Raw genomic sequence first — 13,255 nt, 5'->3', positions numbered from 1 at the left:
TATTTCATTTAACTCATTTAATTGTTGAAGGTTTTTACTATAAAAATTTAGTTTTTTGGATCTCCTTTTGACTGGGTTTTAAGGTTAATTATATCAATTTTATTCTTTAAATTCATCTGTTCATTTTTGGCCCTGAGTTGCTACGCTTCTGGACAGACCCTGATTCAGTTGAGTGTTCAGGGCAGACTTGATCCAAAACAAACCAAAAAGATCAAGGCTCTATAAAAATCTTAACGCAAAATGATTCAGTCCCTGGCCAAACAAAAATTAAACTTCGCCAAAAAAGGCGTCAAACATATTTTTGTTTTGAACCCGAAATAGGAAATAGGCACTCCATTACGTAATAGAATCACTTCGAAATAGAGCTTTTTTCGACTTCACCCTAGCTAATTCCATGCCTCAGTCTGCAAATAGCCCACTTTTATTGTGATTATACCACTCATTACGAGGCTTTTAGACTTGAGTTCGATTAATAAAATCTACGAAACCCGACTATTCCGAGATGTTCCCTGGACATATCTGATATGAATTTAATTTGAATAATTATTTAATAATTAATATTTGATGAATTAACTTTATTAAATCTATACAATATTTAAAATAAACGCTTCAAAAAATAAAAAAAGCCACGTTCTTCTGCTAAATTAAAGCTGTGAAAATCAACAAATTAACTACTCAAACATGACTTTGACTGATAACAAAATTACCGCAATTTTCTATCTTCTAGATGAATTCTGCATTGAATTTGACAATTACGTTGCAAACACATTCTGGGGAATAAACCCCGAAAATGAGACCCAATAAGACCATTTCCATCATGGTTATGTTTCATACTGAAGGTTTCAGGATTATGAAACACCTTTATATTAATTATTTACAGGTCCATATGTTACACTTATTTCCGGATACTGTCCCACTCATACAACGGATTTGTGGAACTAATGCATTCTGCCTCATTGCGCATGACTATATTCTTGAAAACCTGTTGTTTATAAGATGGTACAGAAATAGCCTTTATTGATTCTACCCCTATTCGAGTATGTAAGATCAAGCGAATTAAGCTAAACAGGGTATTCAAAGACATTGCTCAGGTGGGTAAATCCACCATGGGAGACTTCTTTGGCTTTAAACTTCATCTTGTAATCAATAACAAAGGGGCGCTGCTGAATTTTGTATCACTCAGGAGAATGTTGATGAGAGAGAGCCATTTTAGAATAAAAAATTAACGAATGAATTATATAAGAAAATTTATACTGATAAAATGTGTATATCCAAAGTATTGACGGAATTATTGTTTATGGATGGCCTTCACCTGATTACCAATATCAGAAACACCATGAAAAATTTCCTGATGGAACTAAAAGAAAAGCTTATGTTCAGAAAAAAGATCCGTAATTGAAACAGTGAATGACGAATTGAAAAACATATGCCAGATTGAACATTCCAGGCATCCGTTCATTCGATAATTTCCTTACAAATTTGATATCCGGCTTAATTGCATAAACTTTTTTCCCGAAAAAGCCAGGAATTAAATATGAAACCGTTCAAACGAACCAAATTGCCATATATTAAAATCGAACTCAGGTTTGTAGGTTAAACTCAAAAAATTCCCCGCTGCGTGTTTCAAAGCCCAATGGCCGGATCTCATAGGAAAAAAATTGTAATTCTCCGGTATCATCAAAGATAAAGTAGTTAATATCAAGCCCCTTAAAGCTGAACTGCCGAATCCATTTCAGAAAGTTTTTTGGCCGGGGTTTCCATTCGAGTTCTGCATAAAATTCCTGGAAATTATCCCTTCGTAAGAATCCCACTTCCTAATTGAAAGCGGGAGCGCTTCGTTGCCAGGCGATATCCAATTCTACCTTATCAATGGGATAGCTCAGATAAATACGGTGGGCATTGGCTTTACGGTCAAATTTATCAGAATTAAAATTTTGAGTAAAGGCAGCACCTATATTCAGGTTTTTGTCTCCGAATAGCCTGGATGTATTAATTATACAACCAGTAAGCACCTGTTGTGCTGTGCAAATGGCCATTTTCATACTTGTTGGCTGACAGGAAACCTACCGATGATTGTTCCAGCACATCCTGACGTCAGTTCAATACGAAATAGTTGGTGGATGGAATGCTGTCCCGGCTGGCTGTCTGCATAGACAGTGCTCCCAGGGTGGAATTTTTTCTTTACCCAATATCCTTGCCCTGGCAATAATAGGAACGGTGGAACGGTCTTCCGCCAACCCTATCCTCCTGCTATAAAACGGGATAATCGTGCTTCCCATACCCATATCGAAAAAGTCCTGCCCTTCCAGGAAAAACTCCCTGAGCTCAGGGAAGAACAGGGGAAAGCGGGTCAGGTTGATCTGCTGGCGGTCGGCTTCTACCTGCGCAAAGTCGGTATAAAAGGTCAGGTTCATCCGAAGGGAAGGTGTTATAAGATAATTAATATCGCCTCCGGCATTCAGTTGCCCTTCTTCCTGACCGGGTGTAAATTCCCCTCAGCCAATGGCATAAGGCTTTATTTCGATAAAATCCTTGCTGACGATGCTGTCAAGACCAGCCAACTTACCCGCCCTGTTCAGTAGTTCCAGTTCTGAATCCCTTGACCAGCCCTGCCAAAGCAGTTGCTCACGCTTTCTGCGAATATTCCGCTCAAAGTTGATGCCCCATATCTGCTCCTGTGAATCAGTGGGGAATTTTAAAGTGGAAAAAGGGATGGTTATTTCTGCAAATCAGCCTTCATCGGTAATAGTGGTTTTGGCATCCCAAACGCCATTCCAGAATTTATTAAAAGATTCACCGTTATTGAGAACCTGCGCATCCGCTCTTGCCGCATTGGGATTGATAGCAAACAGGAATCCGTTGCGGTCGTCATTGTAGGTATCAATGATCACCTCAAAATTGTCTTCTCCTCCCCAGTCAAAGTCTCTTTTCATCTCGCGGGCTATTATCTTTTGAGGATTCCTGTCATATCCCCAAAACCCGATGTACAGGGTTTTGGCAGTATATAGAATCGCAACTTCTGTTCTTTCGGTAGCCGGTTCACCAATGTTCAATTCCCGCTGTGTGAAATTGTTGATATGTACGGCTCGCTTCCATACTGCTTCATCCGGCTTGCCATCAAGCTGAATTTCTTCCTGAACGTACTCTGCGTAAATCGTATCCGGTTTACTTGTTTGGGCTTTGCAAGTAGCATAGCAAATGGCCCAAGCCAGAAACGTGATAAAGAAACGGCCCATACAAACGGAAGTTAGTTGATAGGCATTCCCTCTGTCATTTCTTCATTGGGCTGCAAGAGGATGTGATCCCCGGCATCAAGCGCGCCAAACACCTCAACCGTACTTTCGTTTTTCATGCCTGTTTTTACTTCTACCCATTTCAGCTTACCCTCTACCACCTTTCCCACAGCTTTTCTACGGAGGGTGGTCAATACAGCACTTTGAGGTACCCACATACTTCCACCAGTACGCTGAATATGTAATTGTATTTCTGCAAAAAGCCCTGCATTCAACTCACCTTTTTGATTGTGCACGATAAATTCCCACATCTCTGTGCGGGTGTCCGGATCGATGCTTCTGGCTCTCCGGTAAAAATCTGCATTGAACAATGTCGCGGGAAATGGCTCTACTTTAAATGTCACAGCGTTCTCCGCCACAGAACTTCCGGTCAAGGCTTCCGGCACCGGTACCTTTAACCGCAATTTTTGATTGTTTTCGATCACCAACAAAGGGACACCATTATTTCCTCCGACAAGATTTCCCGGATCGGTATTCCTTTGGGTGATCACTCCGTTGAAAGGTGCCCGGATGGTAAGATAATCCAGCAATTGTTGCTTTGCCCTGGCGGTATAATCTGCTGCCACCAGCCGGGTGCTGTCAGCCATAGCTTTGTTCTTTGCTTTGATCAGGTCGGATTCTGAAACCGTACCAGGCTTTCCGGAGGCTTTCACCAACCGCTCAAAGACATCTTTGCTGCTCAAATAATCTGCTCTGGCAGACTCTACCTCGCTACGGGCTTCAGCATAAGCTGCCTTTACTTCCGGTGCTTCTATTTTTATCAGGGCTGCTCCTTTTTTTACTTTATCACCAATATCCACCAGCACCTCGCTTACATATCCCTGCACCCTGGCATTCAGCCCGGCCTTTTCAAAAGCATGCAACTCTGCCGGGAGTGTCAGGGCCTGTGGGGCATTTTCGTAACTCACTGTTATTATTTCCGCTTTTTTTGCCGGCCCACCTTTGCTTTCCATGTTGCTGTTTTCAGCTTTATTCGAACAGCCAGAAACAATGGCCATATATAAAATTGGTAGGATGTATTTTCTCATTATGTTTAAACTTTACTGTTTTTTCTGGTTTCATGTAAATTTTACTACTGTCCAAAATAGGCGCTCTGCTCATCGTCCGGATCGAGTGATATGCTCTTATAGTGTTTTCTTCCCGTAAGTTGCCAGTAAACGGAAGGCAGGATGAACACGGTGGCAAACACGGAAAACAGCAACCCGCCAATCACGGCTATCCCCAGTGGGGCGGTTTGCTCGCCTCCCTCGCCCAGTCCAAGCGCCATAGGAGTCATACCAGCTATCATGGCAATGCTGGTCATGAGTATGGGTCTCAACCGATCCTTTATTCCTTCCAGGTGTGGGTTTTGTCTTTGATCTTTCCGATATTGCTCGGCTATGGTGACAAATAAAATGGCATTGGCCACCGCCACCCCTATGGCCATGATACTGCCCATGAAAGATTGAATATTGAGCGTGTTCCCACTTATCCAGATAAGAAGGAAGGATCCGGCTATGACGGCAGGAACAGTAGATAGCACTGCGAAGGAAAGCCGGAACGACTGAAAGCTGGCTGCCAGTAGCAGAAATATTACAGCTACTGCCAGCAAAAGGCCGGTGCTCAGTTCATCAAAGGTTTGGGTGAGAGGTTCTGCGAGTCCTCTGAATTTAACACTCATCCCGGCAGGTGGTTCACCCATTGCATTCACCTCATTACGTAGGGTTTTAATGGCGCTTCCCAGGTCTTTGTTATGCAGGTTTCCTGTGATGGTGATGAACCGTTGCTGGTTAAGGCGGTCGTATTCCCCAATCACGGTAGCCGGTTTCCATTTGCTCACGTCACCCACATAGACGGTTTTTCCATTTTCCGATTTAAGCGGCACCTTTTCGATATCACCGGGTTGATCTACCATATATTGTGGAAACTCTACCTGCACTTGATAAGCATTACCCGATCCGGCATCCAGCCAGTAATTGGGCTGGGTGAAACGGCTGGAAGAAGTGGAGGCCGTTACCGACCGGCTGATGTCTTCAATGGTAAGGCCCAACTGGCCGGCACGTACACGGTCGTACTCCAGGTCAATGGAAGGATAGTTCAACGGAATGCCAAACTGTACATCCCGCATAAAAGATAACCCTTCTATTCTGTTCTTTATTTCTTCAGCAAATTTTCGTGATTCAACAAGGTTTTTACCCTGCACGGCAATTTCCACCGATGTATTGGCCCCCTGGCTCATCACCTGGTCTACCAGGTCAGCAGGTTCGAAAGAGAGGCGCATTTCAGGTATGGTTTCCGCTATGCTTTTCCTGAGGGTTTCTTTGAGGACGTCCAAGTCTTGTCCTGTTTCTTTCAGCTTGATCTTGACAACTGCCTCATGCGGACCACTTGTCCATAGAAAAATAGTATTGACCGGGTAGCTCGGAGGCTGGATGCCGACAAATGCTGAAGTGATCTCTACATTTTCTCTACCCACCACCTCGTCTACTACCTCCAGGAATTTTTTTGTTTTCTCTTCAGTGTTTTCGATACGGGTGCCATCGGGCATCCTTAACCGGACTTGCAACTGTCCGGAGTTTACTTTTGGAAATATCTCTGTGCCGGTAGACTGCCAAACGGACGCAAGCATAGCAATAATGACTACCAGGTAAATACCGATGGCCCATCCGCCCATGTTTGTGATACCTTTTGTATATCCTGTTACCCGGTTTCTAAACCGTTGAAACTTTCCATCTTCGTTTTTAGGAACATGATCTTTCAAAAACCAATTGGAAAGAATGGGTACCATGGTTTGAGAAAGCAGAAAAGAGGCGATCATGGCAAAACCTACCGCCAGCGTAAGCGGTAAGAACATGGCCCGGGGCGTGCCGCTCATAAAAAAGGACGGGACAAATACGGCAAGGATGCTGATCAGGATGAGGAGTTTGGGCAAGGCAATTTCTTTGCAGGCATCCAGAATGGCCCGGGCCTTCGTCTTGCCCATTTCCTGATGCCGGTGGATATTTTCAATCGTCACAGTCGATTCATCTACGAGAATACCTATCGCCAGTGCCAGTCCGCCTAATGTCATGATATTGATTGTCTGTCCGGTCAGATAGAGGCACACTACTGCCGATAATATGGCAAGCGGTATGGTGAGAACCACAATGAGTGCACTGCGCCTGTCACCCAGGAACAGCAATACCATTAAGCCGGTAAGCACTGCTCCCAATACCCCTTCAAAGGACAGGGTTTTCAGGGAGTTGATCACGTAACCCGACTGATCAAATTCATAACTTACTTTGATGTCATCCGGCACAGCCGCCTGCATTTCCGGCAGGCTTGCCTTTATGCGCTTGACGACATCCCAAGTGGAGGCGCTCGCCCGTTTGGTTACAGGAATATACACCGAACGGCTGCCATTGATCAGAGCATAGCCTGATGCTACATCAGATCCATTTTGTACTTCGGCCACATCCCTTACATATACTGCTGGACCGGACCCTTTCTTCAAGGGAATATTGGCCAGTTCCTGAATATCACTAACCACCGTATTCTGATTTGCGATCAAGAGTTTGTCCGCTGTCCGGATGTTGCCGGAGGGAGATATGGTGTTGCCTTTGGCAATGGCCATAACCAGTTCATCCGGGCTGATGTTGTAACTACGCAGCTTGGAAGGGTCTGCCTTGATGAGCACCGTACGCTGGTTTCCGCCAAAGGGAGGAGGAGCTGACACGCCCGGGATAGAAGCAAATTTGGGGCGTACTTTAAAAAGCGCCAGATCTTGTATTTCACCCAAGGACCGGGTTTCACTGCTAAAAACCAATTGGCCTACCGGTGCGCCTCCTCCGTCAAACCGGGTAATAAAAGGGGGTACGGTACCCGGAGGCATAAATGCCCTGGACCGGTTGACCTGGGCCACTACTTCCGCCAGGGCCTGAGACATATCGGTTCCTTCATGAAAGGTGAGCTTCATCAGGGATACACCCTGGATTGTTTTGCTTTCCACCTCCTTAATCCCATTAATGTAAAGGAAATGATATTCGTAGTAGGAGGTCATAAAACCCTCTATTTGGTTGGGAGCCAAACCTCCATACGTTTGAGCCACATATATAGTGGGTGTACCCAGCTTCGGGAATATATCGACCGACATGTTCCGGATAGCCAGCACAGCAAAAAACACGATAGCCAAAAGAGCTACCATAACCGTTAAAGGTTTCCTTAAAGCAGATATTATTAGTTTGATCATCTCTACAATTGGTTTAAAAAGATTTCCAGGTTACCATTTATGGCGGCTACATACAGTAATGCTTTCCAGGCTTCCCAATAGGATCTTCGAAGTTCGATTTCTGCTGTTACCAGCTCATTCCGGGCTTCAATCAGCTCCGTAAAGGTTATCAGCCCTGCCTGGTACTGGGATTGTATGGCTTCATACGCATAACGGGCATCCTGGAATTGTACAGGTGTTTCCCCGGCAATGGCCAGTGCAGTGATTAATGTGTTATCAGCAACGGACTTTTGCTTGTTGAGGGCCAGGCGAACTTCTTCCAGTTTCTGTTTATCGGCTTCAGCTTCCAGTTCCTTTGCTTTCCACTGGGTTTGATAGCGGCTGATCTGGGTCAGCGGTATGGCAAGTTGTACACCAATGCCATAATTGAACCGGTTGATATTAAATCCGTCAGACGGGTTATCGACAAAGGTGGTGCCGTTGTTGCTGAGCTGCACACCGGAACCACGACCATAAGCAGTACCCAATACACTTAGGGTGGGCAGCCAGCTTAGTTTCTCCGCTTTATATTGGAATTGTGATGTTTTCCACTCGGCTATAGCCAACTGTTCTCTCGGATGGATCATTTCTGTATCTCCTAATAACTGTGGCAATATTCTAAAAAAGGTCGAATCCACCAGGTTTTCAGGTAAATCAGCCGCAACCAATTCCGACAATGTTGCTTTATATTCATGAAGGATATTTTGTTGTTGCAGGATCTTAATTTTCGTCTTGGATAGTTCGGTATGAAAACGTGCCGTATCCACCCCCGAAACCAATCCGGAAGTAGCCAGGCTTACGGCTTGTTCGTAATTTGCTTCGGCTCTTTTCCGATCGCTTTCCAGTACATCCAGGATTTGAAGGGCGAGGAGGTAATCCAGGTAGGTGCTAGATAATTGCACGTTATGTTCCAATAGCGTAAGGCTTTTCATGGCCACCCCGGCCTCATAGGTGCTTTCGGCTGCTTTTATCTCATTGCCTCTGCGTCCGAAGGTGTAAGGCTCCCATTTCATGAGCAAACCGGCAGCCGAACCCCAGACCATATTGTTGAGATTCTCAGTAGATGGGGGACCGCTCACCGGTAAAATGTATTCAGGATAAAACATTCCGGTGAGGTTGTTATAAGTCGAATAGTTGGCCTGGACAGAAGCATTAATATCGGGTATAATTGTACGCCTGGTGGATTTGACCCTTTCTCCGAATGCCTCCTTTTGTGCCTCTGCGGCAAGAATTGCGGGGTAGTTTTTTGTGGCTGTTTCCAGTAGCTGTTTTATAGGAACCTGGGTCTGGGAATGTACATTCGTCCAGGCAAAGGTAATGATGGCTACTAGCAGGGGGATCTTGAATATTCGAACCATTTTTCAATTTTGTCATTAATTATCACAAACCTATGATGCGATTCTGTAGAAATATGGGAATGGAGTTGGAAGCGGGGAAATGGGGAGAAGGAAGTGGGGAGGGACTTATATTATGAAAAGGTGAAATAATACAGGATGCCGCATATTATACTGACCAGGATTGTTTTCAGCATGTCCCATTTCAGGATGAAATAAACAAATGCAGCAATAAGTCCAATCACCAATGAAGGAATGTTAATTGTAGCCCACTCAGGTATTATCCACCTAATCCCCAGAGAATGGCTTTCGTTTACTTCTCCAAAAAGTGTATAGATAGCGAACCACACGCCAAGGTTGAGCACGACTCCTACAACAGCAGCCGTAATTCCGGACAAGGCAGTAGTGACGTTTTTATTGCCTCTTAAATACTCAATATAGGGAGCTCCGGTAAATATAAACAGGAAGCAAGGCACAAAAGTAGTCCAGGTTACCAGAAAGGAAGCTAAGATTCCGGCCAGAAGTGGATCCATCGTACCAGATAAACGATAAGCTCCCATAAACCCGACAAATTGCACAACCTGAATGAGCGGCCCGGGGGTGGATTCTGCCATGCCCAATCCGTCAAGCATTTCCCCACTTTTGAGCCAGCCGTAATCCTCCACAGCTTTCTGGGCTATATAAGCCAACACTGCATAGGCACCACCAAAGGTGACCACAGCCGTTTTGCTGAAAAACAGGCCTTCCGAAAAGAAAATATTTTCTGTTCCTATCCACAGGGCGATCAGTACTAACGGCAGTGCCCATAAGGTTATGAACAGCAAAACTGTTTTGACTGTTTTCTTTATTGAAGGCTTAACGGGCTGAATATAACTGTCAATGAAATAATTATTCTCCTGATCCGATTTGGCCTCATGTCCTTTTATTACATGAAATTTTTCTTCCCAAATTCTGCCACCAATAAAACCGGTCAGCCCTGCCACAATAATGATGTAAGGAAAATCCACCTCGAAGAAAAATATGGCCACAAATGCCAGTGCAGCCATTATTATCATCACTTCATTTTTTAGCGCCCTTTTACCTATTTTGATGACCGCACCAATAACGATGGCCAGCACTGCTGGCTTTATACCAAAAAATATGGCTTCAACGATTCCTACGTCCCTGTAGGCTGCATAAAGAATACTCAGGATCAGAATGGAGATGAATCCCGGCAGGATAAACAGTAATCCAGCAACCAATCCTCCTTTGGTCTTGTGCAATAGCCAACCGATGTAAGTGGCCAGTTGTTGTGCTTCAGGGCCCGGCAATAACATGCAATAATTCAATGCATGTAAGAAACGGTTCTCGCTGATCCATTTTTTTTCTTCTACCAATATTTTGTGCATCACGGCAATTTGACCGGCCGGGCCTCCAAAACTGTAGATGGCAACTTTAACCCACACTTTTAGGGCTTCTTTATAGGAGACCTGTTTATCGATCATATATTATCTATATATGCTGAATATACTGGTGGTAACAGAGGAGAGGTCATGTGGTCTTAGTTCTATATTCCAACAAAAGTTATCCGTGTAATTTTTTAGCTGTTACAAACCGTTCTGCCACATTGTCCCAATTGATAATTTCCAATACAGTGTCGACAAATTCTGCCCTCTTGTTTTTGTATTTCAGGTAATAAGCATGTTCCCATACATCAATGACCAACAGGGGAACCACACCCCACTGCGTGAGCTTCTGGTGGTTTTCGCATTGCAGTAAAGTGAGGGATTGTGAGTAGGGCTGATAGCCCAATATTCCCCAGCCACTCCCTTCTACAGATTTGGAAATTTTGGAGATGTATGCTTTCAGGTTATCAAAAGAGCCAAAGTCTTGTTCAATTTGTTTTAAAAGTTCTGCTTTGGGTTCTGTCTTTTTATTGGTCAGGTTCGTCCAGAAAATCGAATGCAGAACATGACTTGAAAAGTGATAAGCCAACTTTCGTGTCCACAAGTCCACCTGATCCATTTCCTCTGATTGAAGATGTTTTTTGATGTTTTCCAGGTCTTTATTCGCCCCTTTTACTGCTCCTCCATGATGGAATTCATGATGCAGGTGCAGGGTTTCTTCATCCATGTATGGTTCTAGGAAGGTTTTGTTATATGGAAGCGGCTTATGGATGAAACTGCCATTGCTGTCCACCAATTCATCCATGCCATTTTCTGACACATTCTGTGAAAAAACATTGTTGATGGGCAGAATAGTTGCGCCACCTATGATTACTGAGTTCCTAATAAAATCCTTTCTGTTCATCATTAAGGGAATTTTGATTGCGTGATACTACATTTATCTTTCCGTCAAAGAAAAGAATCAAATCTGTAGAAATTTGGGAAGATAGTCCGGTTACCTGAAATTCACTTCAAAAACGTGTTGTCCCGACTCTTCGCGATAATGAAGCTCCCAACTGCTGGTTTCTGCAATTTTGAGGGCAATGGCCAACCCCAGTCCCCAGGTATCCGGATTCCTGGATTTTTTATAAAAACGACTGAATAATCTATCCCTATCAAGCGATTGGTTATTGTATTCTGTTCTTTCCCCAGTATTCATAATGGTTAGCTTATCGGATTCCAAATTGATGGTAACTCTACCATTGGCCTCGTTGTGAACAAAGGCGTTCTTCAGTAAATTCTGGACCAAAATCTCTGTAAGTGAAATATTTCCCTTTATAGGTATTTTACTTTTTATATTGATCGTAAGTGAAATATTCTTTCCCTCCTTTAGTTCCTCAAAATACTCCATTGATTGATCGATTATTTCCGACAGATCCACTTTTTCATCAAATAGGAATTGCCTGTTTTCAATTTTCGATAAAAGCAGGAGTGTTTTATTCAATTTTTTGAGACGTTGGGTGGAATGTATTATCCCTTCGATGATTCTGGACTGTTCTTTAGTTAGACCTGCCTGACCTATGAGCTCTTCCAGCCTTACTTGGATGACAGAAAGGGGGGTCTGCATTTCATGGGATGCATTCTCAATAAACTGCTTCTGACTATTAAAAACGACAGTGTTTTTTTGAACCAATTCATGGAGGGATTCACTTAATTTATTGAATTCGTCAATGGAAGTTTTTGGGAATTGAGGTATTTTTTGTGTATCAAATCGAAATTGGCGTAGTTGTTCCAATAAACTGAAAAAAGGTTTCCAGATATTCCGTGATATTATTCTTTGAGAAAAGTAAAAGGAAATGGTCAATACCAGGAAAAGGCCCCCTAATGTTATCGCAATGGTGGCTATCATTTCTTCCCCTTCCAGGTGCGGTTTTACAATTTCCAAGCGGTAAAAGTCGCCATGCAATCTCACATATGTCGTGAGTTTTCTGTATTCATCAAGTTCATCATCTACAGGTTCGTAAATAAGTGTATCCTTGTACAATTCATGTTTTTCTTGAAATTCGGACTCCTCTACTGCGTAAAAGGTGAAATCATCAAGTGGGTTATCCCCTTTAAATGGTGCATCAGGTTTTTGATTTAGATATGCCAATAGGTTAATTTTCCGGTTGAACAAAACTTCATCTACATTTTGAAGGACCATCCAACTCAAAATCAAATAAAACAGGACAGAAAAAATGGCGAATATCGCCAGTAAAAAAATCAATTGGAGGCGTGAAGTGTAAGTAAGTAGTTTCATCTTGATTTGATTTGATACCCCACACCGTAAATATTGGTAATTTCTACGTTTGCCCCGGCATTTTTTAACTTCCTTTTAAGGTTTCTGATTTGGGAAAAAAGAAAATCAAAACTTTGTGCTTCATCCACAAAGTCACCCCAGATGTATTCGGCCAACGAAACTTTAGATATCACACGTTTATGATTATTGATCAGGTGTGTTAGAATAGCGTATTCTTTTTTTGTTAAAGAAATAGGGTTCTCTAGGTCTTCTGTCCAGACCAAATACTGATCCGGTTCAATAATCAAATTCGCAAAGTTTACAATTTTATTGGTTTTGAATTGTTTTCTACGGATAACAGCTTTTATCCGTGCATTAAGTTCGGAAAAGTAAAAGGGCTTTGTGAGGTAGTCATCGGCTCCGAGTTCCAGCCCTTTCAGTTTATCATCCAGCGAATCCCTGGCTGAGAGAATGATTACACCGTTGGTTTTGCCTTTAAAATAAAGTGTTTTCAGAAGGTCAAACCCGCTTCCATCAGGAAGGTTAATGTCCAATATGATACAATCGTATTCAAAGAGTGCAATTCGATCGATTGCATCTGTTAAGCCAGCAGCAGAATCGTAGATAAACCCTTCTTTGGAAGCAAAATCCTCAAGGCTATGCAAAAGTTCTTGATTGTCTTCAACGATTAATAATTTCATGTGTTTGTTTTGGTATTTCAGTTGACACATGGAATCTCGCTTGATTTACAATCATCCCAG

General features: G+C 43.1%; 9 protein-coding genes and 2 pseudogenes. 1 reads left to right on the top strand and 10 read right to left on the bottom strand.

Annotation, left to right across the window (positions count from 1 at the left end):
- The first annotated feature begins 681 nt into the window (after positions 1 to 681).
- Positions 682 to 1,572, top strand: a pseudogene (locus G9Q97_RS25445) (IS982 family transposase).
- Between the two features lie 242 nt (positions 1,573 to 1,814).
- Here the strand turns inward: G9Q97_RS25445 and G9Q97_RS06485 are convergent.
- The 10 genes and pseudogenes from G9Q97_RS06485 to G9Q97_RS06440 form a co-directional block, all read right to left on the bottom strand.
- The gene (locus G9Q97_RS06485) at positions 1,815 to 2,036 is read right to left on the bottom strand and encodes a hypothetical protein (RefSeq protein ID WP_166144317.1); all 222 of its coding nucleotides are present in this window, start codon (positions 2,034 to 2,036) and stop codon (positions 1,815 to 1,817) included.
- Between the two features lie 63 nt (positions 2,037 to 2,099).
- Positions 2,100 to 2,468: pseudogene (locus G9Q97_RS06480) on the bottom strand (DUF5916 domain-containing protein); the annotation flags it as partial.
- A gap of 261 nt (positions 2,469 to 2,729) precedes the next feature.
- Positions 2,730 to 3,236: a carbohydrate binding family 9 domain-containing protein gene (locus G9Q97_RS06475; protein ID WP_166144313.1), complete on the bottom strand. Its 507-nt coding sequence runs from the start codon at positions 3,234 to 3,236 to the stop codon at positions 2,730 to 2,732.
- Positions 3,237 to 3,247: 11 nt separating this feature from the next.
- The gene (locus G9Q97_RS06470; RefSeq protein WP_166144311.1) at positions 3,248 to 4,321 is read right to left on the bottom strand and encodes an efflux RND transporter periplasmic adaptor subunit; all 1,074 of its coding nucleotides are present in this window, start codon (positions 4,319 to 4,321) and stop codon (positions 3,248 to 3,250) included.
- Between the two features lie 44 nt (positions 4,322 to 4,365).
- Entirely contained in the window at positions 4,366 to 7,500 is a 3,135-nt protein-coding gene (locus G9Q97_RS06465) for an efflux RND transporter permease subunit (protein WP_166144310.1), read from the bottom strand.
- A gap of 2 nt (positions 7,501 to 7,502) precedes the next feature.
- The gene (locus G9Q97_RS06460; RefSeq protein ID WP_166144309.1) at positions 7,503 to 8,876 is read right to left on the bottom strand and encodes a TolC family protein; all 1,374 of its coding nucleotides are present in this window, start codon (positions 8,874 to 8,876) and stop codon (positions 7,503 to 7,505) included.
- Positions 8,877 to 8,986: 110 nt separating this feature from the next.
- Positions 8,987 to 10,336 (bottom strand): chromate efflux transporter, encoded by a 1,350-nt coding sequence (chrA, locus tag G9Q97_RS06455; protein ID WP_166144308.1) that lies wholly within the window; start codon positions 10,334 to 10,336, stop codon positions 8,987 to 8,989.
- 79 nt (positions 10,337 to 10,415) lie between these two features.
- Positions 10,416 to 11,144, bottom strand: coding sequence for a superoxide dismutase (locus G9Q97_RS06450; RefSeq protein WP_246255460.1), 729 nt, complete (start codon positions 11,142 to 11,144; stop codon positions 10,416 to 10,418).
- Between the two features lie 87 nt (positions 11,145 to 11,231).
- On the bottom strand, positions 11,232 to 12,515 hold the full coding sequence (locus G9Q97_RS06445; RefSeq protein ID WP_166144307.1) for a sensor histidine kinase: 1,284 nt from the start codon (positions 12,513 to 12,515) through the stop codon (positions 11,232 to 11,234).
- Positions 12,512 to 13,195, bottom strand: a complete 684-nt coding sequence (locus G9Q97_RS06440; RefSeq protein ID WP_166144306.1) for a response regulator transcription factor — start codon at positions 13,193 to 13,195, stop codon at positions 12,512 to 12,514. Before G9Q97_RS06440 ends, G9Q97_RS06445 begins: the two co-directional genes overlap by 4 nt.
- Between the last annotated feature and the right edge of the window lie 60 nt (positions 13,196 to 13,255).

This window comes from Cyclobacterium plantarum, from assembly GCF_011290685.1.
GTDB classification, from domain to species: domain Bacteria; phylum Bacteroidota; class Bacteroidia; order Cytophagales; family Cyclobacteriaceae; genus Cyclobacterium; species Cyclobacterium plantarum.
The sequence above is the reverse complement of the archived record's forward strand: the minus strand, read 5'-3'. Positions and strand labels throughout refer to the sequence as shown.